This is a genomic window from Brevibacillus laterosporus (assembly GCA_007833815.1).
Taxonomy (GTDB): domain Bacteria; phylum Bacillota; class Bacilli; order Brevibacillales; family Brevibacillaceae; genus Brevibacillus_B; species Brevibacillus_B laterosporus_D.
This window is the reverse complement of sequence record CP033464.1, coordinates 3,477,897-3,503,214: the sequence shown is the minus strand read 5'-3', so window position 1 is coordinate 3,503,214 and position 25,318 is coordinate 3,477,897. Positions and strand designations below refer to the sequence as shown.

27 protein-coding genes and 2 pseudogenes are annotated in these 25,318 nt (G+C 41.3%); 6 read left to right on the top strand and 23 right to left on the bottom strand.

From position 1 onward, the window contains the following. Nucleotides 1–36 precede the first annotated feature (36 nt). From EEL30_18025 to EEL30_18015, 3 genes are read right to left on the bottom strand one after another with little or no spacing between them, the layout of a single operon-like run. Complete coding sequence (locus tag EEL30_18025) at nucleotides 37–750, bottom strand: prolyl 4-hydroxylase subunit alpha (protein QDX94020.1); 714 nt, start codon at nucleotides 748–750, stop codon at nucleotides 37–39. Further along, nucleotides 743–1,270 carry a methylated-DNA--[protein]-cysteine S-methyltransferase gene (locus tag EEL30_18020; protein QDX95815.1) on the bottom strand — a complete coding sequence of 176 codons (528 nt, stop codon included), beginning with the start codon at nucleotides 1,268–1,270 and terminating at the stop codon, nucleotides 743–745. The genes EEL30_18025 and EEL30_18020 overlap by 8 nt, the downstream gene beginning before the upstream one ends. Before the next feature lie 7 nt (nucleotides 1,271–1,277). After that, complete coding sequence (locus EEL30_18015) at nucleotides 1,278–1,943, bottom strand: AraC family transcriptional regulator (protein ID QDX94019.1); 666 nt, start codon at nucleotides 1,941–1,943, stop codon at nucleotides 1,278–1,280. A gap of 145 nt (nucleotides 1,944–2,088) precedes the next feature. Between EEL30_18015 and EEL30_18010 the strand changes: the two genes are divergently transcribed. After that, a complete protein-coding gene (locus tag EEL30_18010) occupies nucleotides 2,089–3,195 on the top strand; it encodes a DNA-3-methyladenine glycosylase (GenBank protein ID QDX94018.1) in 1,107 nt (368 codons plus the stop codon). A 147-nt stretch (nucleotides 3,196–3,342) separates the two neighbouring features. Here the strand turns inward: EEL30_18010 and EEL30_18005 are convergent, their stop codons facing one another. From EEL30_18005 to EEL30_17970, 8 genes are all read right to left on the bottom strand, one after another. Next, nucleotides 3,343–4,269: an EamA family transporter gene (locus EEL30_18005; GenBank protein QDX94017.1), complete on the bottom strand. Its 927-nt coding sequence runs from the start codon at nucleotides 4,267–4,269 to the stop codon at nucleotides 3,343–3,345. 46 nt (nucleotides 4,270–4,315) lie between these two features. Further along, nucleotides 4,316–4,981 (bottom strand): GntR family transcriptional regulator, encoded by a 666-nt coding sequence (locus EEL30_18000; protein QDX94016.1) that lies wholly within the window; start codon nucleotides 4,979–4,981, stop codon nucleotides 4,316–4,318. 342 nt (nucleotides 4,982–5,323) lie between these two features. Next, nucleotides 5,324–6,340, bottom strand: coding sequence for an NADPH dehydrogenase NamA (gene namA / locus EEL30_17995; GenBank protein QDX94015.1), 1,017 nt, complete (start codon nucleotides 6,338–6,340; stop codon nucleotides 5,324–5,326). Between the two features lie 55 nt (nucleotides 6,341–6,395). After that, nucleotides 6,396–7,415 (bottom strand): LLM class flavin-dependent oxidoreductase, encoded by a 1,020-nt coding sequence (locus tag EEL30_17990; protein QDX94014.1) that lies wholly within the window; start codon nucleotides 7,413–7,415, stop codon nucleotides 6,396–6,398. Nucleotides 7,416–7,535: 120 nt separating this feature from the next. Then, nucleotides 7,536–7,841, bottom strand: coding sequence for an ArsR family transcriptional regulator (locus tag EEL30_17985; protein QDX94013.1), 306 nt, complete (start codon nucleotides 7,839–7,841; stop codon nucleotides 7,536–7,538). Between the two features lie 54 nt (nucleotides 7,842–7,895). Then, nucleotides 7,896–8,447: a phosphodiesterase gene (locus tag EEL30_17980; GenBank protein QDX94012.1), complete on the bottom strand. Its 552-nt coding sequence runs from the start codon at nucleotides 8,445–8,447 to the stop codon at nucleotides 7,896–7,898. A gap of 51 nt (nucleotides 8,448–8,498) precedes the next feature. After that, the gene (locus EEL30_17975) at nucleotides 8,499–9,233 is read right to left on the bottom strand and encodes a hypothetical protein (GenBank protein QDX94011.1); all 735 of its coding nucleotides are present in this window, start codon (nucleotides 9,231–9,233) and stop codon (nucleotides 8,499–8,501) included. A 140-nt stretch (nucleotides 9,234–9,373) separates the two neighbouring features. Further along, nucleotides 9,374–10,594, bottom strand: a complete 1,221-nt coding sequence (locus EEL30_17970; GenBank protein ID QDX94010.1) for a D-alanyl-D-alanine carboxypeptidase — start codon at nucleotides 10,592–10,594, stop codon at nucleotides 9,374–9,376. A 184-nt stretch (nucleotides 10,595–10,778) separates the two neighbouring features. Here EEL30_17970 and EEL30_17965 point away from each other — a divergent pair, with 184 nt between their 5' ends. Next, a complete protein-coding gene (locus tag EEL30_17965; protein ID QDX95814.1) occupies nucleotides 10,779–12,158 on the top strand; it encodes an aspartate ammonia-lyase in 1,380 nt (459 codons plus the stop codon). Nucleotides 12,159–12,268: 110 nt separating this feature from the next. Here the strand turns inward: EEL30_17965 and EEL30_17960 are convergent, their stop codons facing one another. From EEL30_17960 to EEL30_17920, 9 genes are all read right to left on the bottom strand, one after another. Next, nucleotides 12,269–13,102, bottom strand: a complete 834-nt coding sequence (locus EEL30_17960) for a GTP pyrophosphokinase family protein (protein QDX95813.1) — start codon at nucleotides 13,100–13,102, stop codon at nucleotides 12,269–12,271. A gap of 140 nt (nucleotides 13,103–13,242) precedes the next feature. Beyond that, a complete protein-coding gene (gene cobD / locus EEL30_17955) occupies nucleotides 13,243–14,229 on the bottom strand; it encodes a cobalamin biosynthesis protein CobD (protein ID QDX94009.1) in 987 nt (328 codons plus the stop codon). Between the two features lie 2 nt (nucleotides 14,230–14,231). Then, nucleotides 14,232–14,927: an adenosylcobinamide amidohydrolase gene (locus EEL30_17950; protein QDX94008.1), complete on the bottom strand. Its 696-nt coding sequence runs from the start codon at nucleotides 14,925–14,927 to the stop codon at nucleotides 14,232–14,234. Next, nucleotides 14,915–15,568 (bottom strand): histidine phosphatase family protein, encoded by a 654-nt coding sequence (locus EEL30_17945; GenBank protein ID QDX94007.1) that lies wholly within the window; start codon nucleotides 15,566–15,568, stop codon nucleotides 14,915–14,917. The genes EEL30_17950 and EEL30_17945 overlap by 13 nt, the downstream gene beginning before the upstream one ends. Continuing rightward, entirely contained in the window at nucleotides 15,562–16,332 is a 771-nt protein-coding gene (cobS, locus tag EEL30_17940; GenBank protein ID QDX94006.1) for an adenosylcobinamide-GDP ribazoletransferase, read from the bottom strand. Before cobS ends, EEL30_17945 begins: the two co-directional genes overlap by 7 nt. Further along, entirely contained in the window at nucleotides 16,329–16,925 is a 597-nt protein-coding gene (locus EEL30_17935; GenBank protein ID QDX94005.1) for a bifunctional adenosylcobinamide kinase/adenosylcobinamide-phosphate guanylyltransferase, read from the bottom strand. Before EEL30_17935 ends, cobS begins: the two co-directional genes overlap by 4 nt. A 16-nt stretch (nucleotides 16,926–16,941) precedes the next feature. After that, the gene (locus EEL30_17930; protein ID QDX94004.1) at nucleotides 16,942–18,045 is read right to left on the bottom strand and encodes a threonine-phosphate decarboxylase; all 1,104 of its coding nucleotides are present in this window, start codon (nucleotides 18,043–18,045) and stop codon (nucleotides 16,942–16,944) included. Nucleotides 18,046–18,082: 37 nt separating this feature from the next. Then, nucleotides 18,083–19,147: a nicotinate-nucleotide--dimethylbenzimidazole phosphoribosyltransferase gene (gene cobT / locus EEL30_17925; GenBank protein ID QDX94003.1), complete on the bottom strand. Its 1,065-nt coding sequence runs from the start codon at nucleotides 19,145–19,147 to the stop codon at nucleotides 18,083–18,085. A 133-nt stretch (nucleotides 19,148–19,280) separates the two neighbouring features. Continuing rightward, a complete protein-coding gene (locus EEL30_17920) occupies nucleotides 19,281–19,559 on the bottom strand; it encodes a hypothetical protein (protein QDX94002.1) in 279 nt (92 codons plus the stop codon). Between the two features lie 237 nt (nucleotides 19,560–19,796). On the opposite strand from EEL30_17920, the gene EEL30_17915 reads away from it, so the two are divergent. Both EEL30_17915 and EEL30_17910 read left to right on the top strand, forming a co-directional pair. Then, on the top strand, nucleotides 19,797–20,702 hold the full coding sequence (locus EEL30_17915; protein ID QDX94001.1) for a hypothetical protein: 906 nt from the start codon (nucleotides 19,797–19,799) through the stop codon (nucleotides 20,700–20,702). Between the two features lie 40 nt (nucleotides 20,703–20,742). Continuing rightward, nucleotides 20,743–21,414: a DUF2642 domain-containing protein gene (locus EEL30_17910; protein QDX94000.1), complete on the top strand. Its 672-nt coding sequence runs from the start codon at nucleotides 20,743–20,745 to the stop codon at nucleotides 21,412–21,414. A 109-nt stretch (nucleotides 21,415–21,523) separates the two neighbouring features. Here EEL30_17910 and EEL30_17905 read toward each other — a convergent pair whose 3' ends face one another. Beyond that, nucleotides 21,524–21,724, bottom strand: a complete 201-nt coding sequence (locus EEL30_17905; protein QDX93999.1) for an alpha/beta-type small acid-soluble spore protein — start codon at nucleotides 21,722–21,724, stop codon at nucleotides 21,524–21,526. 263 nt (nucleotides 21,725–21,987) lie between these two features. Between EEL30_17905 and EEL30_17900 the strand changes: the two genes are divergently transcribed. After that, nucleotides 21,988–22,860 carry a 5'-3' exonuclease gene (locus EEL30_17900; GenBank protein QDX93998.1) on the top strand — a complete coding sequence of 291 codons (873 nt, stop codon included), beginning with the start codon at nucleotides 21,988–21,990 and terminating at the stop codon, nucleotides 22,858–22,860. A gap of 123 nt (nucleotides 22,861–22,983) precedes the next feature. Here EEL30_17900 and EEL30_17895 read toward each other — a convergent pair. Next, nucleotides 22,984–23,166, bottom strand: a pseudogene (locus EEL30_17895) (hypothetical protein). 475 nt (nucleotides 23,167–23,641) lie between these two features. Next, nucleotides 23,642–24,319: pseudogene (locus EEL30_17890) on the bottom strand (hypothetical protein). Nucleotides 24,320–24,620: 301 nt separating this feature from the next. On the opposite strand from EEL30_17890, the gene EEL30_17885 reads away from it, so the two are divergent. Next, nucleotides 24,621–24,806, top strand: a complete 186-nt coding sequence (locus EEL30_17885) for a hypothetical protein (protein QDX93997.1) — start codon at nucleotides 24,621–24,623, stop codon at nucleotides 24,804–24,806. Nucleotides 24,807–25,318 lie beyond the last annotated feature (512 nt).

The window sequence follows — 25,318 nt, the reverse complement described above, 5'->3', positions numbered from 1 at the left end:
TGTGCATGATCGCTTGCTTTTCTTGCTAGCATACAGTCACTTAGCGTCATGAAAAATAATACCAAGGGTGTATCTTGTTCCCGAAGTAATTGTGCTGACACCGTGCCGTAATGTGGTCTTATAATACCCTCGAGATCCTCGTACAGGGCGATGATTGGTTGGAAAGATAAGCCCTGCTCCTTGATCCAAGGTAATCACATGGCCTCTACTTTGCGCCCTTGGCCTTTGTTCCATTAGCAGAAACTCTCCGCCTGTATAATCCGTCTCTTTTTGGTTTAGGGCGAATACCACCTGAAACGGAAAGAACACATCTCCATACAAATCCTGATGCAGACAGTTGTATCCACCAACTTCATATTTAAGAATCAACGGTGTTGAGCGTAATTGCCCTTGCTGATGGCACTTATCAAGAAATGCTGGTAGCATAGGTGGATAATTCGCTTCACGCCCAAGCTGTTTGAACCATCGATTAGCAGTTTTAGCAAGTTCAGGATATAAACCTTCACGAAGCTGTTGCAACAAGTCCGGGAGGGGGGCTTGATAATATTTATACTCCCCAATACCAAACCGATATCTGGCCATATGAATCGTGTTTCGAAAATGGACTTTTTCCTCATACGTGTTGATAATTTGGTTGCATTCATCTCTGTCTAATACTGGTGGAATGGCAGCATATCCCTGCTCATCCAGCGTCTGTTGCAGTAAATTCCAATCTAACGCGGCAATGCGTTCTGTAAGGCGATTAGGCATATAGCGAACTCCCTTTCACCAAGACATTTTCATTTTCCAATTGCAGAAGCTTCGTTTTCATATCCAACCCACCTCGATAGCCAGTCAGTGAACCATTTTTACTGATTACCCGATGACATGGCACGGTGATTAAAACTGGATTAGCACCAATAGCAGCCCCAACCGCCCGTACCGAAGACGGTTTTTGTATGTGAGTAGCAATATCCGAATATGACTGAGTTTGCCCATATGGTATTCCACAGAGCGCGTTCCATACAGCAAGCTGAAATGGTGTACCGTAGAAATCAAATGGTATGGAAAAGCTTTTGCGTGCTCCTTGGAAATACTCAATTAATTCTGTTGCATACAACTGTAATTTCTCATCGTCATGCACCAATACACCATTAGAAAAACGCCTTTCTACCCAATGGGATAATTCTTCGAACGGCTTATTTTGCGAGCCTACGTAACAAAGTCCCTTACCCGTTGCGGCAATGTATAGGTTCCATTCCTCATGACCCAACATAGTCCAGTAAATCATCTGATTATTATTTTTTGTTTCCACTTTGCAACACCTCCACAGTTTGGTTATTCCTATTTAATTGACGAAACTTATTAGGCGTTTGCCCTGTTATTTTCTTGAACAAGGTGATGAAATACGGTGTATTAGGCATTCCAACAATCATTGCGATATCCGAAATCGCTTGATCAGAATGGATTAGATACGTCATGGCCTTATTTATTCTCGTGTGCTGAACATATTCGACCGGAGTCATTCCCTTAATTCGTTTGAATGTACGTTGCAAATGATAAGGACTGCCATGGCATATATCTGCCAAGGTTTCTAGCGTTAATGTTTCACTGTAATTCGTGTCGATGTATTCGGTAATCTGAGCCACCCACTCAACATCAGGCAAACGTTGTCCAGTCGGTTTGCATCGTTTACATGGACGGAAATTTTCTGACAATGCCTCTTCTGCGTTTTGAAAAATACGAACATTTTCCTTTTTTGGCTCTCTAGACTTACAGGACGGTCTGCAAAAAATACCCGTTGTTTTTACAGCATAGAAAAATGTAGCATTGTATGACGCATCATTGTGTATAATCGCTTGCCACTTTTCGTCAGTCAATTGTTTCTTGTCAGTATCTAATTTATTTTCATTGTGAATGGAATCGGAGTCATTCTCATGTATTTGCCCTTTTCTATTTTTCATTTGGTTCACCTCCCACTAAAGTATACCCCCCACAACGAACCTATGTACGACTTTGCGATTGTAATAGCAAGATACCGAAATTATACACGATCCTTATATGTTAAAACTAAGAGTGTAGTGGTATTGCAAGGAATGGAGGATTTTTATGCTAAAGAGTACGATTTACCCAGAGTGGGATGCCCCTTATTTCATCGGTAAAGAAATAAAGAAGATTTATTGTTTCCCTTGGTGTAAGGGACAACCCGAGTTGGAAAACACGGTCCGGTTTGAGTCGCGAGCAAAAGCGGAACAGGCAGGCTACCGACCATGTAAAAACTGCTGTTCTAGTCTTCCGCTAGGCTCTTGGGAAGATAATCTACACGAGCTAACATTGTTTGTGCCGAAAGAATTCAGCTTTGCCGAAAATATGAAATACTTGTCCAATGCAAAAAACGAATGCTTATTTTATAGTAAGAATCAACGGATTTACAGAGCTATATCCATTGAACACGAAACACCTGTTGTTGAAATTCGCGCAGATCATGATAACGTGATATACATTCGCTTTTTAGGAAATACAATGCCTTCTCGCAAATGGGTACGTGCTGCGGTAGCCCGCTATGTAAGAGACTGGTTTGATTTGGATACAGACTTACTTCCGTTTTACGATTTGGCTAAAACTGATGTGCTGTTACAAAGAGCAGTAAATGAGTTTAATGGCTTACGTAATATCGGAATTCCCGATTTATTCGAGGCGATCTGCTGGGGAATCATCGGTCAGCAAATTAACCTTACTTTTGCGTATACATTGAAAAGGCGCCTGGTGGAAGCCTTTGGTCGGAACGTGGAATGTGAGGGTGAAAAATATTGGATATTCCCCACCCCACATGAAATAGCAGCTTTGACAGTTGAGGACTTGAATGGATTGCGAATGACCGTGAAAAAATGTGAGTATCTAATTGGCGTAGCTCAGCTTATGGCCGAAGGAAAAATGACCAAAGAGCTATTATTGGACTGCGGAGATTATAAAAAGGCGGAGAAGATGCTTGTAAAAATCCGTGGCATTGGACCGTGGACAGCTAATTATGTTTTAATGCGATGCCTGAGAATTCCCTCGGCTTTTCCTATTGATGATGTCGGTCTGCACAATGCAATTAAGTATCTTCTGGGCACTGAACATAAACCTACGAAAGAAGAGATTTTACGATTGTCTACAGCATGGACAAATTGGGAATCCTATGCCACTTTTTATCTATGGAGATTTCTTTACTAAAAGATTACCTAGAAGACTGTTTTTATGATAATTTGTTTACCCATATTCGCCTTTTTAATAGCAAAAAAAGCCAGTATTCCATAGCGGGATACCGGTCTTTTTACGATCACTCAATGCTTAGCAACAAAATCAACGTTATACACGGAATTAATTTGTCTTTACCGTCTCTTTACTCCTACCAACTGATAGGATCGCAATTGTAGTGATAATACACAGCGTACCTAACCACTCTGTAAAACCAAAGGATACATGTAGCCATATGACAGATAAGACCGCTGCCGACACTGGCTCGATACAAGCTAATAAACTAGTTTCAGAGGCGCTCAGATATTTTAGACTTTCCAAGTAACAATAAAAAGCAATGAGTGTCCCAAATAACACGATAAAAACGACTGCAAAAAAAGAAGGAATGGACCAGTGACCCTCAATCCTCCAAGGGGGATGGATAAAACTAAAACCAATTCCTCCTATTAACATGGCCCAGCCTACAATTATAGCAGCCCCCCATTTAGCAAGAAGTTGATGGGGGTGTAATGTATAAAAAGCCAACGCTACAGCTGAGGCAATACCCCAAAATAATGCCCAGCCAGAAATAGATAGGCTATGGATGCTTCCATGTGTTACAAGAAAAAATGTACCTAAAAGTGCTAGGATTACCGCTAGCATTTCTTTTACAGTTGGAAACCTTTTCGAACGAAGCGCTACATAACATGTAATAAGCACAGGTCCCAAATATTGAAGTATAGTAGCTGTTGCAGCATTTCCATGTTTAATTGCCGCAAAATAGGTATATTGGACAGCTAGCATTCCTAGAATACTAAATAATACAAGATTAAATCGTTCCTGTTTATTTTTCCAGATTCCCCAAATATTTTGTTTTTCTTTTCTATAAGCAAGTCCTAACAGAAGCAAGCCTGATAGTAATAGTCGAATAACAACTAACCACTCCGGACTAAACCCTTGCCGCTGAAACAGGTACTGAGCAACAGTACCTGATATACCCCACAACACAGCTCCTGTAAGTACCAAAGCAACTCCAATTCTTCTTGACATGACTATCTTTTCAGTATTCATATTTTCTCCTCACTGATCCACTAATCTTGATGATTATTAGTCAAAACTACATTAGCTGATACACTTCTTTCATAGGCCTCAACCAATTTTGCTCCATAATCTCGGAAGCTCGTTTACTGTCTTTATTTTCAAAGGCTAGAATGATGCTTTCATGTTCAATAATTGATTCTTCTTTAGGAATGTGCTCTTGTTTAAAAAATACAAATTCTAATCGTTGGATATGTAGCTGCAGGACAGAAGTAAAATTTGTTATATAAGGGTTTTCGACAAGTTCTAGAATAAAAGTATGAAAGTTACCATCCATTTCTACCGTTTTAGTTACATCTTTATCGTAGATAGCTTGCTTATATCTTGCATTTATATCTTTTAAGATTGCTATTTGTTCCTCCGTAATAGTAGGTGCAGCTAATTTGGCTGCTAAGGCTTGCAAGGAAGCAAGAGGCAAATATATAGTCTGTACGTCTTCTTTCGAAACAGATGTGACTCTTGTATCTCGCCCTCGAAATGTTTCAATAAAGCCTTGGACTTCAAGTAACTGAAAGGCTTCTCTTACAGGAGTCCTACTAACTCCTATCGCTTCCGCTATTTCAGCATCATATAACTTTTCTCCAGGCTCTAATGTCCCATCAATAATCCAATTTTGTAATTGCCGAAACGCTTTTTCTTTTGCTGTTAAACGAATAGAAGAAGTGTAATTCTTTGGAATTGGCATTGTAATCCCTCTTTTTAAAGTGTTTTATATGTTTTTTGTAAATTATCAGAAATATATTTCATATATATATTATAATTTATTACATTTAATCCATTAGGTCAAACAATTTGAGTTATTTCTATCGGTACCCGACTATTGGAGGATCTAATCCGGTTAGCATCTTTAACAAAAAAAGCTAGAATCCTGTACGCTACAAGGATTACTAGCTTTTAATAGAAGCTTATTTGTTTTTCTAAAAGAATGAGACCGCACCCAGTAGTACCGTCTCATTCTTTATACAGTAAACCTACTATTGTTGCAGTAGCTTCCTGGTAGTAAGTCGTTTAGTCAATATGATAACTCTTACCATCCATATCGATACTGTTTAGGTCCTTCGATCTCCACTTGTAATTCATCAGCAGCACCTCTCGCCCAGTATGGATTTCGTAACAGCTCCCGACCCAAAATAATGACATCTGCGCGATTATTTTGCAAAATCTCTTCGGCTTGTATCGGGGAAGTAATCAGACCTACTGCACCAGTTGGAATGTTTGCCTCTTCCTTAATTTGTTCCGATAATTTCACTTGGTAGCCTGGATACACATTAATGGTAGCCTTCACGAGCGCACCAGAGCTGACGTCAACGAGATCTACACCTTGTTCTCTCATCCACGCTGCGAATGTCACGTGATCCGCGATGGTTAAGCCTCCTTCTGTATAATCCGTAGCAGAAACACGTACAAATAAGGGACCTTCCCAAACACTCTTCACTTCTGTAATCACTTCTGACAGCATACGGTACCTATTTTCTTGGGAGCCCCCGTATTCATCTGTTCGTTGATTAGAGAGCGGGGATAAAAATTCATGTAGTAAATACCCATGAGCAGCATGAATTTCAATGACATCAAAGCCCGCTTGTTTAGCTCGCATCGCACCTTGTTTAAATGCCTGCACAGTCTGTTTGATTTTCTCAATCGACATTTCTTCTGGTACACGGCTACCCTCATCAAATGCAACAGCGGATGGCCCATAAATGGTACCAGGAACTTCTGCTTTACGTCCAGCATGCGCTAATTGAATTCCCATTTTAGCACCGTATTGATGCGCTTGCTCCACGATTTTATGTAAACCAGTTACATGTTCGTCATCCCAAATCCCCAAATCAAATTCAGAAATACGCCCTTGAGATTCAACAGCCGTAGCTTCCACGATTAAAAGACCTACCTGCCCAACCGCGCGAGTCGTATAGTGCGTAACATGAAAATCAGTCACCTTTCCGTCTTTTTCCGTTGCAGAATACATACACATTGGAGCCATGACAATACGGTTTTTTAATGTAACCCCTTTTAGTTGATAGGGTTGAAATAATTTGACAGTCATCTTTATTCCTCCTCGATTTTGTTTACAGCTTTTTGGTTTGAACACTTTTTTATCTTTATGATTTGCCCGCACTTGCTTCATCTACCGCCTGTTTTAATAAGGCAAATGATCGTTTACGAGCAATTACATCATAAATAGGTGAAACAGCCATCAGTTCTTCAATTGGGTATTGCTCTTGCAGTGCTTTGATTTTTTGCGCAACAGTCTGCACAGAACCAATCAGGAAAGTACGTTTCATCGCTTCTACTTCAGCTCTCTCACTTGCCGTATATGGGTATTCATTCACCGTCTTCGGGCTAACAAGCGGTTGCAAACGTCCCCGATACAATAAATAAGTAAGATGTAGGGCACTTGCTGCAAGTTCATTTGCCTCCGCGTCCGTATCTGCCACAATAATTTTCATCGCAGCAAGCACTTTAGGTTCCGCGAGGCGTGACGAAGCTTGGAATGTGCGTAGATAATAACGAATAGCCTGATCCATCGCCCCCGGTTGTGAATTAATAAAGTGAGCAAATGCATATGGCAACCCTAGCTGACCAGCTACATATCCACTGCTGTCACTAGAACCAAGCATCCAAACTTCAGGCTTACAGGATGGGATTGGGGTAGCTTTCAATCCTGAAAAAGGCTGTTCACCACTCCATTTATCGTCAATGTAGCTGATCAGATGCTGGACTTGCTCTGGAAACGTATCAATGTCTCGCGCTTGCAAATCTTGCAGTGCTCTGGTTGAGAGTGGCATCCCCCCTGGTGCACGACCAATTCCTACATCAATGCGGCCTGGTGCCAGAGTACTTAATACGTTAAAATTTTCTGCCACTTTATAGGCGCTGTAATGAGGTAGCATCACACCACCCGATCCTACGCGAATTCGCTTCGTTTTTGCCGTCAAGTAAGCGATAAGAACTTCTGGAGACGAACCTGCTAACGCTTCGGAATGATGATGCTCAGACACCCAATACCGATGATATCCTAACTCATCCACATACTGTGCTAACTCAGTCGTTTGCTCCAAAGCTAGCTCTGGGGTTCCCCCATCTATTACATACGATTGATCCAGTACACTAATTTTCATGGGTCTCTCCTTCTGTAGGTCTATCATGTTTAATCATGCTACTAGTACTTCAAATCGATATATTGAAAAGTTTCGATATAAGTATAAAAAAGAAAAATGAAACGGTGTTCCACTCTTCTTTCACAACTCCTCTCGAAAATACGTAGCCAGTTTCTGCAACATTTCCTCATTTCTACGGTAATACGTCCATTGTCCAAAACGTCTGGCTTCCAATAACCCAGCCCGTTGCATAATTGATAGGTACTGTGACGTGGTTGATTGGGATAGCCCGGCTTTTTCCTGAATTTGTCCTACACAGATCCCTCCTGGAAAATGCTCATAGTTGCAAGAAGATGGCGGAAAGTGTTGGTCTGGCTCTTTTAACCAATGTAACATTTGTAATCTGGTCTCATTTGATAAGGCTTTAAAAATCATCATGTAATCCATAAGATTGATTATATCGATATTTCCCGATATGTCAATAGTTTAGTTGATGCTCTATTAACCTAATCGGAGTGAAGTCTCCATATACACATCTCCATTCAGTCTTTTAATAAAGAACTGATTCTCTTCAAGCACTCCATATGTATGCGGGTGATTCTCTTTTGGGATGGCAATGGAACCAGGGTTTAGAATAAACAGATCGTCTTTTTTCTTAGCCATTGGAATATGCGTATGACCATGAATTAGCACGTCTCCAGCCGTTAGTGCTGGATGGTGATCCTCATTATAAATATGTCCATGAGTAACAAAAATACGACGTTTTCCCGTAAGTATCGTACTAGAATCACTCATAATCGGGAAATCAAGTAGCATTTGATCAACTTCTGAATCACAATTTCCACGAACGGCTGTAATGTTGTTGGCGTACGTATTTAATAGATTGGCTACTTCAGAAGGGTTGTAACCATCTGGTAAAGCATTGCGCGGTCCATGATACATAACATCACCTAATAGGATTAAATGGGCTGCTTGTTCCCGTGCAAATGCTTCCAGCCCTGCTTGAGCATAGGTCAAAGAACCGTGGATGTCTGAGAGAAAAAATAACTTCATGCTGATTACCACCTTTTCATTTGGTTCGTTCCCTATTATACCAATCTTTATTTATAGTGTAAGGATGATACCCGTTTTGTCATCAGAAGTTTTAAATCGAGGGTACTTCAGACACTCTGGATCACTTTCCTCTACCATTGTTAGTGCTTGAACATAATGTTCTAAGCCCATATCAATCATTTTGTGCACCATCTGTGACCAATCCTGTTTTTCTTGATGACCCACTGGCCAAAATAATCCGTCCGTGACCAACACCAGGTGTTTAACTCCAACGCGACTAATTTTGCCATACTCCACGTATTCTATGGCTTGTTCTTCTCCATTTAATACGCCATAGCCAGTTGGTTCATTTTGTAGCTCACGATTTTGGATGATCGGACGAGTTAATATACGAACATTGCCATTTTCATATACAGCAAAGATCATACAATCTCCAGTTTGAGCGTATGAAATGCCGTGCTTCTCCATTGTAACGATTCCAATAGCCGCTCCCCAAAGATTTTGTTTGACAGTCAGATCAATTCCAGCCTCCTGCATATGCAGACGTACAAGTAAATTAGCCGTCGATACGTGTTCTTGTAGCGAAATAAGTTTATGTATATGTGTAAAATAACGAGCAATAGTTGTCGAAGCCAAGTATCCGCCCGTCTGTTCTTTATCAGTAACGAATCCATGTAGTGAGGTAACACCATCAATCACACCATATATGGGGAGGGTTGGATGGACAATCAGCGCATCTTCGTTTAAACTGCTCATACCATTGCCTGTAAATGTTTCTATTCTCATTACATTTCCCTCCTGCATTTTTCTATATGTCTGTCCATATATTAAATAATCATACATCTCTTTCCATTATAACTTTTTCCTACAAAAAAAGAACAACCGGCTTATCCGATTGTTCTTCCATATTTATAGCTGATTCCAACCTATTCCATATTCGCTCGTTTACGCAACACAATATTCGTACGCCGTTTGGCACGTAATAAACGAATAAAGAACAGTATAAAAAACAAGTTAAGGAGCGACCAGAATACGACAATGCCGTACAGTGCAATTGGATTATGAGTAACCTGAATGCCCTCCTCTGAAGACGGAGCAACCATAGGAAGTACTTCAGGTTGTAAATGTAGCTTCCGCTCTTCTCCATTGGATAAAGTCAACACGAGGTCTCCAGTGCTTAGTAGCCTTTGTTCGTATGTAGTCTTTTTGGGAACCGTGATGAACAAATCTTTATCCGCAAAAAAATTCGCTGCTTTCTCTGTATCAGTTTTGGGCTGGTACACCATATACTGTCCCGCATTTACAATCTTTTTCGTCTCATAATGAGCAAAACCAAAATCCAGCATTTTGTGTACATCCTGATAGCTAAAAACATTAGATGGTGCTTTCATCGTAACCGCAATCAGTTCTGTGTCTCCACGTTTGGCTGTGACCACCAAGGTATTTCGTGCTTGATCCGTAAAGCCATTTTTCAAACCTGTAGTTCCTTCATAAGTTGTTAACATTTTATTATGATTGACCAGCACGGTTTCCCATTCTTTTTGGTGCCAATTATAACGCTTGGTACCAGCAATTTCGCGTAAGAAGGGATTTTTCATGGCATACTGCGCAATTTTGGCCATATCGGCAGCAGTTGTGTAGTGATTCTCATCATGCAACCCATGTGGATTCGTAAAATGAGTATTTTTCACTCCGACTTTTTCTTTTAGATAAGCATTTACCTTATCCGCAAAAGCTTCTGTAGAACCAGCCATGTGTTCGGCAATCACAATGGCAGCATCATTCCCTGAATTTAAAATCAACCCATAGAGTAAGTTTCGCATGGAAACCTGTTCACCCTCAGCTAGATAGACGCGTGATCCTTCTACCGTTCTTGCCTTATTGGAAACGGTGGCCATATCGTTTACATTCCCGTTTTCAATAGCATAAATAGCAGTGGCGATTTTGGTAATACTAGCAGGAAATAAATACTGTTGGGGATTTTTCTCAAATAGAACAGTTCCTGATGAACCATCTATAAGAATCGCACCCTCCCCTTGTACTTCTTCCAGTGGCAAAACTGGTGGTTGCGCAGCGTAACTTGGCTGAACTCCAAACGTAATCAGAGAAAAACTGATTGCCAAGAACGTTTTCATCCATTTTTTCATGCTTGTTAAATCCTTTCTACGAACAAGTTACCTCACCACTCTATCAAATCGAAAAGGCATTGAACAAGTGCCTTTTCGTACATTCATCGATTTAAAGCTGGTTCAAATGGGTAAAAACATTGTATTAACGGCATTTCTAGCTTGTATTTTTTTATGCAATTTTTTTATGGAAAGGGTGTTACAGATGGATGATCGCATCAGCAAAGACACATTAGGCGAGGTACACATCCCTCGATCAGTATATTACGATGCACAAACCACACGGGCGATCCATAACTTCCCTATTAGCGGACTTCGTTTACCACGGGCATTTATTAAAGCACAAGGAATCATAAAAGCTTCCGCCGCTGTTGCGAATAGAGAAGTTGACAATCTACCTGAACATATCGGTAGAGCTATCGTAACGGCTGCCGAAGAAGTGATTAATGGCAAGTGGGACGATCAATTCGTTGTGGATGCCTATCAAGCTGGCGCGGGTACCTCTCAAAATATGAATGCAAATGAAGTCATCGCCAACCGCGCAATTGAACTATTAGGCGGTGTAAAAGGAGATTTCTCTCTTGTCCATCCCAACGATCATGTGAATATGGCCCAATCAACCAATGATACGATTCATGTGGCTATTAATATTAGTGCAGTAGAGATGATCAAAAAAGAATTGCTGCCGTCGCTTCAACGACTTCAGTACACCTTAAAACAAAAAGCCAAACAATTTCATCCTATCATCAAATCAGGACGTACCCATTTACAAGATGCGGTACCAATCCGGCTTGGTCAGGAATTCGGAGGGTATGCGGCGGCACTCGTCTCTGCTGAAAAAAGTATTCGCCATGCCTTGTTAGAGCTATACGTGATTGGTATTGGCGGTAATGCAGTAGGTACTGGAATTAACGCTCATCCTGAGTATACTGAGCGAACATTACGGGAGATTATACTTCGGACAGACCAACCGTTCAAGCAACCGCGTGATCGTTTTGCTTTTATGCAAAACACCATGGGAGCCATTCAAGCAAGCCATGCCGTAAAAGAGCTAGCTATCCACCTATTAAAAATATCAAGCGACCTACGCTTACTTGGTTCTGGTCCTCGCACTGGACTTGGTGAGCTTATTCTTCCAGCTGTTCAGCCAGGCTCCTCCATCATGCCAGGAAAGGTAAATCCTGTGATGGCTGAGATGATGTATATGGTTTGTGCGCAAGTAATCGGTAACGACGCCACAATCACCGCGGCCACGATGGGTGCCCAACTGGAGGTTAATGTCATGATGCCAGTTATTGCTTATAACTTGCTACACTCCATTCATATTTTGACAAATGCTATGGAAGTGTTCCGTGAAAAATGTATAGATGGACTCCAAGCTGATGCAGAGCGTTGTCAATACTATGTCGAGCAAAGTACAGCTCTTGCTACATCCCTTAATCCCGTCATTGGCTATGAAAAAGCAGCAAAAATTGCTAAGACCGCATATCAAGAGAAAAAAACAGTAAGAGAAATCGTTGCTCGCGACACTGATTTGACACAAGCAGAAATCAGCGTGTTATTAAATCCCGATCGGCTCGTCTAAACCAACAGAGAATTAATTACCAATGTAAGAAGAAACACTGTCCCCCAAAAATGGTACGAAAATAGCCTCGTCATGTAGACTGAGGCTATTTTTTGTTATACATGAATCAGTTATTTTCCAAAACGTTTACTTAACAGTTCGTTAATCATACGGAACTTTGGATTATCCAGAAAAGCTTCTTCATACCCAATAAAGTGTTCTTTATATAACGCTTCAGCGGATTCAAAATCTTGTTTGACATAGAGTGAGAAGATTTCTTCCAGCTTTTCTTCCATATCTGTGTCAAGCTCCGGTGGCGTCATGATTTCTTGACGTAAACTGTTCATTAGCTCATCTAATTGATTGGTGACAGTGGAGGCGATATGCAACTGCTCTAACACGTCTGATGGAATATTCCCATCATATTTATAGCGCAATTCATGCTCATTGGTTGCCCAAAAATTCATGCCTAACGTACGAATTTGTACCTCGCAAGGCAAGATTTTCTTATCACTTCCATGGTACACGGTATATTCTCCAATCATATGAATGCTACGGTAGCCGGATTCTTTTGGATTGGTAATATAGTCTTTAACGTCATGTACAACAAAGTCTTCCCGCTCCATCAATAGATTCTGTACTTCCCGCACATCATCTATATAGCGGCAAACAACACGAATACCTGCAATGTCGGTAATTTCTTCACACATTCTATTTTCCCAATCATCTTGGGCAAAATCAATGCCTCTCAGAAGAGATTTTCGTATTAGACTATCTGTTTTCTTAACTCGTCCGACCACAAATTCAATCGGAGAATAACGTCCGCCTTTTAGAAAACCGTATTTGATTCCTTTTACTTTTAACTTCAATTCGTCTACAACTTGCTCATAAGGATTCAAAATTGTTACGAGTCGGTTTAATACTTTTTTGGGTATGCGAGCTTTTATGTTTTTGGTTTCGCTCATAGGTTTAGAACCCCCATCAATCTCGGATGACACGATCGTCTAGCACTTCCTTTTTTGTATTTCGACAGTACAAGAAAAAATCCTGCCGTTTTCGAGTCGAAAAGATACAAAATCCGGCTGTATTCGAACCAATCCTTCTTTTAGTATAAAAGCAACCCTCTCAAAATGAAAGCGCATAAGGTATAGCAAAAAGTGGTTGCATATAAAAGCTGAATGGTTTGTTTAATGTGTATAGGATGAAGCTCTTCCTTAGGCATCCCCATGAGAGCACGGTGAGAAACGACCCCTTGATAGGTATTTGTTCCCCCTAGTTGAATGTGTAGGGCGCCAGCAACAGCAGCTTCACTCCAGCCACTGTTTGGACTAGGATGCTTACTTGCATCACGGATTCCTGCTTTCCAGGCATCACGCCAATCTTTTCCCAAAAACATGGCTGATAGAATAAGGAATAAAAAGGTAATACGTGCTGGAATATAGTTACAGAAATCGTCTAAACGTGCAGAAGCCCAGCCTAGGTGTATATATTTCTCATTCTTATAACCTACCATAGAATCCAGTGTATTGACCGCTCTGTATGCCATGGCGAGTGGGGCTCCACCCAGCATGGCAAAAAACAAAGGAGACGTAACTGCATCCACAATGTTTTCTGCTACCGTTTCCACAGTACCCCGTGAAATTTCCTTCTCGTCCAAACGATCTGTGTCACGCCCGACTACCATAGACAACTGAAAGCGAGCCTCTCCTAAATCACCCTTCTGTAGAGCTGCATATATCTTTCGTCCTGCTTGAGCAAGTCCTTTTGTAGCAATCGTGGTAGCAATCATTACAACCTCTGCTGTAAAAGCTAGCCAAGGGTGAACACTAGCTAAACCCTTCAACAAATAATACGGAACAAAAAAGGCTAAGCTGACTAATACCAGCGGAAACAAAAGTCCTAGTAAACGGCCTGAGATAGTAGCTGAACGGCCACGGCTGACAAGCGCCTCGTACATCATTCGAATGTGACGTTCCAGCCATGTAATAACTTTTCCCATGCCAATCACCGGGTGTGGAATCCAACGAGGATCACCAATGATAAGATCCAGTAGATAGGCACATAACAAGCTAGTTCCTAGCATTATCTCCATGATTATTCTGCACTCCTACGCTCTTTTCGATTTTGCTCATGGGTAAGCGCCATACGAGTAGCATCACGTACCGCACAAGCGATCGCATGGCCCAAATTCGTAGCAGTCCCAGCATAAGGATGGACGGACTGATAAGGTGATTGGTTACAGGTAGCCGCTACTACGATGGCATCAGTTGTAGTCCCTGTCGCACTTCTGCCTTCCTCATCGCTAATTCCCATCTCTGCTAGTGCGATCGTTTTGGCTTCTGTTGCCGTAATGACAGCATTTATGAGTGCTCCATCCGTTAGCTTCCCATCAATGAATACGATGGTATTAATCGTGCCAGCCGAATAGGCATTATATCGTTGTTCCACGGTACCTGCCCTAACTGCATTACCAATGCCAGTGGTCACAATCGCGCAAAGCTCAAACTCATCTCCCTTGAACGTGGAAACACCTAGGTCTTCCACACAGGCTGCTGTCAACAATCCGATTGTTTGTTCGGGTATTGCTTGATTTTGCATGACAAACGTTCTAATATCATCCTGAGGGTTATCTGACAAATAACTCTTCCCCACATACTGATTTAAAATCCACTTCGCCTCGCTGATCCCACCACCAAAAACGGCACTAGAGCATGCACGAAACCCTTTTGGATAGCTAACAAGTACATGATCTTTATGTACATCAAGATGCCAATCTTCTATAAATTGCATTGTTCCCACTCTCCGTCTTCCTTGCAACGCGTAATCAAAAATTGTCCGTGCCCAATGGACGAATCAAAATAACGGCCTGGATCATTTTCTAGCAAAAGAGATGAAACCAAGCGTAGCATACCGCCATGAGTAACTACTAGTACAATAGGCTCTTTTTGAAGGAGCATATCTTTTTCGCTATCTTGTGGGCTACTAGAGTTGATTTTTGTGGCCTTGCAATAAGGCCTGATTTCCTTATCTACAAATCGCTCTAATCGCTTCTGTAATTCCAGTAATTTCTCTCCCCCAGGAGGGGCGACGTTCCAAGGATTATCATAAAATTGATAAATTCGTTCCCGATCTATCCGTTCGATTTCTTGATACGTCAAGCCTTCCCACTCACCGAAAAACACCTCACGCAAATCAGCCTTGGTTTGCACAGGAAGACTCCGATGATACCTTCCCACAATATCTGCTGTTTCCTTGGCCCTCATTAAATCACTTGAAAATATTGCTGTAAGGGATTGATTAGCTAAGAATTTAGCCACTTGTTGGGCCTGAGCTACTCCTTTGTTAGATAAGGATACATCATAGTGTCCAATATATTGTTTAGCCTGATTCTCAGCTGTTATAGCATGTCGCAACCAGATTACTTTTACCATCCGACGAAACCTCCGTGGTGTAGGTAGCTGACCGCCCCAAGAAGCAATACCATCTCAATACATTCAATTTGTGCCCCATAGGTATCGCCCGTTAAGCCGCCCAGCTGTTTAACAATCATACGATTAAACAGATAGTGTGTGGCCATCGTCAGTACGAAAAAAATGATTGCTAATTGGTATCCAACTAATAATAAAGCCATGAGACAAGAGATAACTACTGAAATGATAATGTGACAAATTCGCAGATGCTCCCGTAAACCAGAAGCCATCCCTTTTCCTTTGTGTACATAAGGCCAAAAATAAATGCATCCAAGTAAAGAGACTCTTGCAACAAATGGAATGATAATCAATAAACAGCCTACCGCAATCCATGGTAAGCTTGAAATGATCCAATACAGAGACACCACTTTTACCGCTAATAAGAGAAAACAGGCGAGTACGCCCATTGCACCTACTCGACTATCTTTCATAATTTCTAACATTCGTTCACGGGAACGAGCTGAGCCGAGTCCATCTGCGGTATCCATCCAACCGTCCAAATGCAGGCCACCTGTTATAAAAACCCAGCATGCTACCACCACAAGTGAATATAAGACATCAGGGAATAGCCACTGGGTGATCCCTGCTACTCCCGCTAAGAAGATTCCGATAACCAAACCCACGTAGGGATAATGCTTTACGCTATGATACCAATCTTGCTCTGTTGCCTGAAAGCGTACCGGAATGCGCGTAAGAAAGGTTAGTGCGCTCCAAAACGCATTCATTTGTCATTCGCCTCGCTCCCCTTGATTTTCATCGGGATACCTGCCACTAATAAATATACTTCTTCAGCATATTGTGCTACTATCTGATTAGCAAAACCAGTAATATCCTGGAATGCTCTGCCCAATTTAGACATCGCTACTCCACCTAATCCAACTTCATCACTTACCACAATCCATGTCCGATCTAAAGAGCGCATAGCAGATACACAAGAGATAATCTGCTGTTGACAAGCTTGACGGATCGCTCGATTACTCAATTGATCTTCAGGCATTTGCATCAATAAGTTAGCAATCCAGCCTGAAAAAGTATCCAATAAAATAATAGGGGACTCAGATAATGCTTCTTGCTTGTCAGCTGGGACCATAGCTTGGATCGCTACCTGTAATTCATAGGGCTCTTCTACGGTTGTCCAATTACTCTCTCTTCGCTCTCTGTGCAAATGAATCCGGTTCTGCATTTCTTCATCCCAAGCTTGTCCTGTTGCGAGATAAACTAAGGTGCCACCTTGTTCCTGTTTTTTCTGTTCAGCCAGCTTTTCAGCAAATGCACTTTTCCCTGATCGAACGCCACCTGTAATGAGAATGATCTTCATGATACCTTTACTCCTTTTATCTCCCAGTTGATAGGATTTGTAGGGATTCACGCAACACGCTTACCATTCGCTCGTTCTCTTCTTTTGTTTTTATCGCAAGTCGTATATATCCTTCACCTAAACCTGGATACATACTGCAATTTCGAATTAAGATGCCCCGTTTAGCCATCTCTTCTTGAAGGATTTGAGATTGAATAGAATCTACATGAACTAATAAGTAATTGGTTTCGCTACTAAAACTTGTAACGCCTGGTAATGTTTCAAGATATGTAACCATCTTTGCTCTTTGTGTAGCAACATATTCCTGTGTTCGTAACACATACGCATGCTGTTCTAGTAAAAATTCGCCTGCCACTTGTGCTAAATGATTAACACTCCATGAAATTTGTTTAGATTTTAGAAGCCCGATCACTTGCTCATGGCCTATTACATAACCGAGCCGCAATCCAGCAATCGCATACATCTTGGTCATGGAGCGAAATAAGAGCACATGAGGAAGCGTATCTAAAACAGTTACTAAAGTATGCTTTTCAGCTTGATTCACAAAATCAAGAAATGCTTCATCGACACAGAGATAGGTATTGTGCTGTTCACAAGCATGAGCCACCTTTTGTAAATCACTGAGTGGTAGAAAATTGCCTGTCGGATTGTTAGGATGGCCAATAAACAGCATATCCACCTGCTTCACAAAGGAACATAACTCTTCTACATCAGGCAAAAACTGCTGTTCTTTTTCCGTAAAGAGCATGCGAATCTCACAACCAGCTTGTCTCGCAATCGCCTCATATTCCGAGAAGGAGGGACAAATAATCCCTACAATTCGTGGTGTGAGAGCAGAAACCGCCAAGTGCAAGCACTCAGCAGCTCCATTCCCTACCAAAATATTTTCCGGCTGAATATAAGATCCAAGCGAGCTTGCTAAAGCTTTGCGAAGATTACGGCATGTAGGATCGGGATACCTAAGGACCTGTGGTAAAGCTTGCTTCAATATAGAAAAAAGCTGTTCAGGCGGTCCAAATGGATTAATATTGGAACTATAGTCAAGAATACTATCCGCCTCTAGCCCAAAGGACTCTGCAGCGGTCCAGATATCCCCGCCATGTCCAAAACGCTCTATCATATGCATGCCCCTCTTCTTTGTTACCTCACCTTTTTTGTTACTCTGGATCAGGTAAGCCTAAATCAGAGTAGGTAGCCATTTCATGTAGCACACGACAAGCAGAATCCATCATTGGCATAAATAGAGTAGCGCCTGTTCCTTCTCCTAAGCGCATATTCAAATGAAGGCATGGTTGAATACCTAGGTCTTCTAAAATATATTGATGAGCAGGTTCCACTGACAAATGAGTAGCCATGAGATAAGGTACAATCGCTGGTTGAAGGCGTGCTGCCACCAACGCAGCAGCAGAAGCAATAACCCCGTCCAATAGTACAGGAATGCGAGATAGAGCAGCTCCAAGCGTCACTCCAGCCATTCCAGCAATCTCTAACCCACCTACCTTAGCAAGCACATCCAGCGCATCTTCTGCCTGAGGATTATTTAGATCAATACCACGTTGAATCACTTGACGTTTATTCACAAGAGATTTGTCATCAATACCGGTACCTCGTCCTACCAAGCCTTCTTCTAAAGGACGTCCTAACAAAACGCTGGTAATCGCAGCACTCGGCGTTGTATTTCCAATTCCCATTTCGCCAAGAGCAATGACATTACTACCTTTCTTCGCCAATTCTTGTGCTGTTTCAATCCCGACTAGGATTGCCTGCGCAGCTTCTTCCTTGCTCATAGCTGGACCCTTAGCAAAGTTGTCCGTTCCTGCTTTTACTTTTCGATCTAATACATTAGCAGGCACTTCCGTCGTTTTGGAACCAATATCGACAACTGTTACTTCTGCTCCAACCTGTCTAGCTAGCACATTGACCGCTGCTCCTGCATTAATAAAGTTAATCATCATGAGTTGAGTTACTTCCTGAGGGAAAGCACTTACTCCCTCATCCACAATGCCGTGATCGCCACACATAACCACAACATCTTTGCGCTCTATACGAGGCTTTACTTGTCCCGTAATTCCCGCCAACTGAATGACTATATCCTCTAAAACACCTAGACTGCCAACCGGTTTGGTCAGACGCTTTAATTCCTTTTTTGCCTGTTCGGCTGCTACCAGGTCGATGGCTGGTATTGTATGTATCATGCTAGATAATTTATCGCTAAAGCTCATGTGAAAATCCTCCTCAGATGCCTCAAGTAGTGGCCCGTTTAGTATAAATATCTTCTTTTCTAGTATAACAGAATAAAAGAAAAAAGGGTTGGCTTCATGATCACCATCCCCACAAAATACACAAATTATTCACTTATATTTTTTTGTTATCAGAAATAACATCCAATATACTTTGCAAGCTGGTTAACTTCTCATTTACTTTACGTGTCTTCTCTGTAATATTTTCTAAATTGACAAGGGAGGCAAAAGAGGTACGTTGTTTTTTCTTCTTTTCCTTTTCCCATTGCTCTAAATATTTGCCCATTTCGCCAGTATTGCTCAGCACTTTTGCCACACGTGTTGGCTTCTTCTTTAACCACGATTCGAATTCAGGGTATTCACGCAAAATACGTTTTGCGGTACTCTTTTTCAATGTCCATTTCCCCTTCCCTGTACGTTTTTGATAAGCACATGATTTCACTATTACCATATGACTAGTCCGCTCATGCCGTTTGTGTGTATAACCAGTGCAACAAGAAAAGGCTAGCAACTAGGGCATGCGTGGAATTATATAGAAAAGGGCTCTTGCTTACAGCAAAAATGTCAGGGGGTACATATACATGCATTGTAAATATCTTGATTGGTCAAATGAAAGGGGCTATGTATAACCATGTTCGATATAACCATTTTACAGTCTCTTGTTGGGAAGACTGTACGCCTTTATAGAGGTGAATCGGAATCACGACGGGGAATCCTACTGGCTGTCAAAACAGACTATCTGGAGCTTTTAACAGAAGATAGCCAGATTATCTATTGTTATTTGCCACCACTCACTAGCGTTGAAGAAGATTTTGGGTACCCGTCATTTAAAATAAAAAAAGGAATCCCACAAGAAGTCGTGGAAGCCAACATTTTTCAACAACTGTTAGGGCTTCTGGTCAATCAAAGAGTACGTATTGACCAAATTGGTGATGATTATCACACAGGCCTGATTCGTTTCGTCGGTACTGATTATGTTGTCTTGCAAACCAACAAAGAAACCTTTATTTATTATCAATCAAGCGAAATTAGAAGCATCAGTAAGCTAGAGAGATCGCTTGATCATTGTAAGGAAGATGGGGATGATCATAAGAAAATTGGAACTACCAGCCCTTTGGATCAATTTCTTGATGCTCCCAGCTTTGCCTCATCGTTAGCCGCTTTACGATATACCTTTGTACGCATCCATTTGGCACATCATGAAACCATTTCAGGTATTTTGACACAAGCAGATCAAAATCAGGTTGTATTGGTTCATAATAAGGAAGTAATCTGGATTTCTAGAGCGATGATTGTTAGCGTAACCACAACAACTGATGATGTATTTCCTGTAGCTAATGAGAAAGCCCTACAACAAGGTAATCGAGAAATAGTTCGCCTACGTCTGAAAAAACATGGTAAACATAAGCGGAAAACTATCACTCCTGCACCACCAATAGTAAGAGCAAATCCAAATGGAAGTACCAATCCAAAAAGAAATACAACAAAAAAAGTTACAATAAAAGTGAAAGGTACTTCCAACCGAAGAGGGAAATAAACGTTACTCTACCCGCTAGCTTTGGAAAGGAGGTAACACCTTGCAACCCATCTCTTCCTTTACAAATCAATTTGTTCAAGTAGAGCTATCAGGGAAAAATATACTCATCGGTAAGGTTATGGATCAGGGAATTGATATCCTTGTCTTATATGATGGCACACGTTACACCTATGTACCTTGGATACATGTACAATCCATTAAGCAAGTGCCTACGGATATGATCCCCCCTCTTTTTACGGTACAAGATAGCCCTATCTATTTAAATAAAGAAGCTCTTTCTTATCGAAATATCTTGAATAATGCAAAAGGTTTGTTCGTAGAAATCAATGTAACAGGTACACACTCTTTTCATGGATACGTGACGACAATTCTCAACAATTATCTGGTGTTCTATTCTCCGGTCTTTAAGACCATATTTATTTCCCTCCATCATTTGAAATGGTTGACCCCCTACAGCCGTAGCGTTACGCCTTTCTCACTTAGCAACCAGCATCTACCGGTTAAGCCATCCCAAATCCCACTATCTCGTTCTTTTGAAGAACAAATGAAGCGGCTGGAAGGACAACTCATTATACTTGATACGGGTGATGACCCACGCAAAATTGGAGTACTTAGTAATCTAGAGCACAATCTGCTAGAGCTAATCAATGCCACGGGAGATCGGACCAGTTGGAATATACAGCATATCAAAACGATTCATCTCCCTTCCTGAACAATACCTGCATAATTAAAAGGAGGATCGATACTTTCGTAAGCTACCGACCCTCCTTCCTTATGAGGTTTTTTTATCCCTCATTCATCCACGTATGCTGTTGTTTTACTTAGCGAGCTAATTGTTGCTCAGCGAAAGAAACAAGGCGTTTCGTGATTTCTCCACCAACAGATCCGTTTTGGCGAGAAGTAGTGTCTGGTCCCAATTGTACGCCGAATTCAGATGCGATTTCGTATTTCAATTGGTCAAGAGCTTGGTTAGCTTGAGGAACTAAAAGGTTGTTGCTAGAACCATTGTTGTTACCTGCCATAACCTTTCATCTCCATTCTGTTTGGATTTTTGCTGAGGCAGTTGTTGCCTTCAGCATTCAACCTACCCGTTTGAGTAAGCTCAATGCTAAGGGCTACGCCCGCGATGTTTGCGGTGTTTGCGGTGTATCTATATCATGTATCATTTAGCTCATTTCATTCCTGCTTTTTTTTGCTATTTTCTAGAAATCAGCGAATCCCATTCTTTCGTGCTATAATAAAGGAATAGAGAAAGTTCGTTTTATTATGGGAGGAGTTACTGGCTTTGAAGAATAAAATTTTACTATTGGATGGCATGAGCTTTTTATTTCGCGCATTCTATGCCTCCTCATGGACAGGCAGTATTCGTCAGACACAGAGCGGTTTGTATACCAATGCTGTTTATGGTTTTACCAAAATGATGCTTGATTATGCAGACCTAATTCAACCAACTCACTTGATTGTCGCTTGGGATGTCGCTTCCCGCGAGTCCTTATTGCGTAGCCAGTGGTATTCCGGATATAAATCCAATCGAGTGGAACCGCCTGCTGAGTTAATTCCTCAGTTCTCGCTGGTAAAGGAAGTTACTCAAGCATTCTCCATACCTAATATAGGCTTGTCTGGATATGAAGGAGACGATATTTTAGGTACGTTATCCAGACGATTTGCAGAAGAAGGACACGATGTGATTGTTTGTTCGGGTGACTATGACAGCTTGCAGCTTGTCTGTGATCAGGTACATGTTAAAATTCTAAAAAATGGTGGTAAGCATGAGCACTACTGCCCAGAGTCTTTACTTGAACAAAAAGGAATTACTCCTGCACAAGTCATTGATGTAAAAGCCCTTCAAGGAGATACATCGGATTGTATCCCTGGCTGTCCTGGCATTGGTGAAAAAACAGCAGTAAAGCTGATTAAAGAGCATGGTTCTTTGGACGATCTTTATGCCAATTTAGATTCGCTTACTCCTAAAATGCGGGCCAAATTAGTCGAGAATAAAGAACAGGTGTATATGAGTCAAAAATTAGCCACCATCCTCTCCGATGTACCTGTGGACTTGGTATTAGAAGAAGCTAGTTGGCAATACGATCCCCTGTTGGTTTTGGAAAAAATGAATGAGTTAGAATTTAGTAAAACGATGCTTGCGCGGATTGGATAAACAACAGATATATACAAAAAGAGCTGTGGGACCTGGTATGGTCTACAGCTCTTTTTTAGAAATTTGTATTTGCCCAGGTGAAATAGCATTGCATACTAGGAAGAGTTTCCACTTGGCAAGTAGTTACTCCACTTTTGCACTCCGCTCAGTAACAAATACATCGAGTAATAACCCGCTGTTCTCTGGCTCATTTGTTTCCCAAGAAGTGGCAAATCATACACGATGAGACACGCCTATCAGATCACATGTCTGCACGAGATGTTGCCTTGCTGTCCCCATAATCAACGAATGTAAGTGTACCCATTTTTATTTTGCGACCTGCCCCAGCAACGATAAAACCCAGCCCAGTCCGGTTTCTTGAATATAAAGGGGGTCCAGTAATTTCGCCCTTGGTCCCAAACAACATTAACTTGAACCTCTCATGGCTAAAGCCACGAGATTCCTGCGCTATCACATCCAACGAAGTGAGAATTAGCAGGCTATCCCCGTAATCCCTACGGTTATTGAAAAAAAGTGTACGTTGGACTCTTCTCTCTGACCTACTGCTTGGTTTTCGCTTTTCGGTCAGAGAGGACGAAGGTGCTTGAATGTTTTACGCCACAAAGCATTCCTTATGGCAACCCCATACATTCCGTTTTCAATGAGCAATCTATACAAGATTAGTATACCTGTTCTTGTTAGTTATTCAAAGAAGTAGTCGGACAATTAACGTGTCAGAAGACACGCTTTGTCCGAAGCCGTTTCATCTCATGATTAAAATGACGAGTGTTCTCGGCTAATTCATAAAATCACGTTTCTCCAATAATGAGATAGCTGCAAAGGTCATTACAAAAATTTGGGCTAACCGAAGCTTGGCACCTCGCATAGAATGAGAACAGTCTAACATGCAGATAACAGGTCAACTAGGTGGTTCATCGTGCCACCCGATTGTATCATAGGTAAGTAACTTTTATTCCAGCGCTTTGACCAAGTCAGGGTCAGCGAGTAAAACTGCTTCACTTCCCAATAAATGTGATACATCCCCCGAACCCTTAAATCATCATACTCCTCTGGAATCCGCCGCTCTCTTCGCTTTTTTTACGCATAAAAAATTCATTGACATTACGTCCCACCTTCTGCAAAAACTGCAACAGGTCTGGATGTTTTCTAAGCTGTTCCACCCATTGTAAATACTTTTCATAAGTTTCCCGACTCAATTTCCCCAAATCACTTCCCAAACGCTGATTAGAAAAACGTTGGCTCTCCTCCAATAAGGCACCCAATTCTTGTTCAAGTTGATTTATTGCGGATCTTTCTTGTTTATAAAGACGCTCTGCTTGTTTCTGTCTCTGTGCCAACTCTTCTTCCGTCAGCGGACGAACAGATTGAGATTCTTCCTTCTCTTCAACCACTCGGTTTGTTCAGATGGACTCGATTGCTCATCGCCTTTTTCTCCCTGTTGTGGTTGATCTCCAAGCCCATGTTCCCTTCTTGTGTGAGCCATTCCGTCAGCTTCTGTTTTAAATGGCGTGCCGTTTCTTCTAATCAGTGCGGCATTGCTCCAGCATTCCAAAAAACGACCTTCCATTTGCTTAATCGCGCTTTGTATACCACCTTGCATAGCTTTCGTATTAGGCTTCATACATCTGCTACTCCTCTCTGATACAAATCTGTTTTCATGCTGACATACGGGAGAAAAAAGAAAGTTGAGCACTGATTAAAACAGCTGGTAATAAGGGGACAATAAGTATAAAAACCATAATTTGGCAGGTGAATATTATATGCCTCACGTGCATCTAAGTGAAGAAGAATATCAAGTCATGATGGACCGAATTTACAAAATTATCTCCCGTACGGAAGAATTGGACCAAGTAACGCATCATCTCATTTTTGAAGTTTGGAGAATCCTACATTTTGGAAAAGTGGACAGCCCTTCTCCTATTCAAGCTCTATCAAGGGCTGAGTAGTCTGAAGTAAACGAATCCTAACACCCGATAGTATGGGAAAAGTAGCAAGAAATTCGTTCATGCTTGCTTATCAGTCTGGCATCTAGCACAAAAAAAGCTCGGTTTCCCTAAGGAAATCTAGAGCTTTTTTGTATTCTGATTTTATTCATTACCATTTCCTTGATTCGCTAGTTGTTTCTGCAGGGCTGAAGCGTCAGCAACTGGGGCTTGGCGAACAGCATCGGCCCTAATGTATCTGTTGCTGTTTTTTATAAGTGGCTAAACAATATTGTAGGCTAAACGATGATCAGGACCATTTCCTTTGTAGATTTCTAACAGTTTATTTAATGGTACTGTTTTAGGTGATAACTTCGGAAGAGGCGCATTTATATCCAGATTTTCAATAACTAAATAAATTATCAATATATAGAGTTAACATATACATTGGAAAATATGTATGGAGATAGTATAGTTTCATGGACACCTCTTAGTTAAGTCCTTACAATGAAATCTGCAAAATGAAGGTAGATATA

Bases quoted from the DNA above. Each gene is read 5' to 3' on its own strand.
- cobT (QDX94003.1), bottom strand. From the start codon at position 19,147: ATGAGCTTTAGCGATAAATTATCTAGCATGATACATACAATACCAGCC.
- cobD (QDX94009.1), bottom strand. From the start codon at position 14,229: ATGGAGATAATGCTAGGAACTAGCTTGTTATGTGCCTATCTACTGGAT.
- EEL30_18005 (QDX94017.1), bottom strand. From the start codon at position 4,269: ATGAATACTGAAAAGATAGTCATGTCAAGAAGAATTGGAGTTGCTTTG.
- EEL30_17930 (QDX94004.1), bottom strand. From the start codon at position 18,045: ATGATAGAGCGTTTTGGACATGGCGGGGATATCTGGACCGCTGCAGAG.
- EEL30_17905 (QDX93999.1), bottom strand. From the start codon at position 21,724: ATGGCAGGTAACAACAATGGTTCTAGCAACAACCTTTTAGTTCCTCAA.
- EEL30_17970 (QDX94010.1), bottom strand. From the start codon at position 10,594: ATGAAAAAATGGATGAAAACGTTCTTGGCAATCAGTTTTTCTCTGATT.
- EEL30_17990 (QDX94014.1), bottom strand. From the start codon at position 7,415: ATGAAAATTAGTGTACTGGATCAATCGTATGTAATAGATGGGGGAACC.
- EEL30_17885 (QDX93997.1), top strand. From the start codon at position 24,621: ATGCCTCACGTGCATCTAAGTGAAGAAGAATATCAAGTCATGATGGAC.
- EEL30_18020 (QDX95815.1), bottom strand. From the start codon at position 1,270: ATGATTTACTGGACTATGTTGGGTCATGAGGAATGGAACCTATACATT.
- cobS (QDX94006.1), bottom strand. From the start codon at position 16,332: ATGAATGCGTTTTGGAGCGCACTAACCTTTCTTACGCGCATTCCGGTA.
- EEL30_17935 (QDX94005.1), bottom strand. From the start codon at position 16,925: ATGAAGATCATTCTCATTACAGGTGGCGTTCGATCAGGGAAAAGTGCA.
- EEL30_18010 (QDX94018.1), top strand. From the start codon at position 2,089: ATGCTAAAGAGTACGATTTACCCAGAGTGGGATGCCCCTTATTTCATC.
- EEL30_18015 (QDX94019.1), bottom strand. From the start codon at position 1,943: ATGAAAAATAGAAAAGGGCAAATACATGAGAATGACTCCGATTCCATT.
- namA (QDX94015.1), bottom strand. From the start codon at position 6,340: ATGACTGTCAAATTATTTCAACCCTATCAACTAAAAGGGGTTACATTA.
- EEL30_18025 (QDX94020.1), bottom strand. From the start codon at position 750: ATGCCTAATCGCCTTACAGAACGCATTGCCGCGTTAGATTGGAATTTA.
- EEL30_17915 (QDX94001.1), top strand. From the start codon at position 19,797: ATGTTCGATATAACCATTTTACAGTCTCTTGTTGGGAAGACTGTACGC.
- EEL30_17975 (QDX94011.1), bottom strand. From the start codon at position 9,233: ATGAGAATAGAAACATTTACAGGCAATGGTATGAGCAGTTTAAACGAA.
- EEL30_17960 (QDX95813.1), bottom strand. From the start codon at position 13,102: ATGAGCGAAACCAAAAACATAAAAGCTCGCATACCCAAAAAAGTATTA.
- EEL30_17950 (QDX94008.1), bottom strand. From the start codon at position 14,927: ATGCAATTTATAGAAGATTGGCATCTTGATGTACATAAAGATCATGTA.
- EEL30_18000 (QDX94016.1), bottom strand. From the start codon at position 4,981: ATGCCAATTCCAAAGAATTACACTTCTTCTATTCGTTTAACAGCAAAA.
- EEL30_17965 (QDX95814.1), top strand. From the start codon at position 10,779: ATGGATGATCGCATCAGCAAAGACACATTAGGCGAGGTACACATCCCT.
- EEL30_17985 (QDX94013.1), bottom strand. From the start codon at position 7,841: ATGGATTACATGATGATTTTTAAAGCCTTATCAAATGAGACCAGATTA.
- EEL30_17945 (QDX94007.1), bottom strand. From the start codon at position 15,568: ATGGTAAAAGTAATCTGGTTGCGACATGCTATAACAGCTGAGAATCAG.
- EEL30_17980 (QDX94012.1), bottom strand. From the start codon at position 8,447: ATGAAGTTATTTTTTCTCTCAGACATCCACGGTTCTTTGACCTATGCT.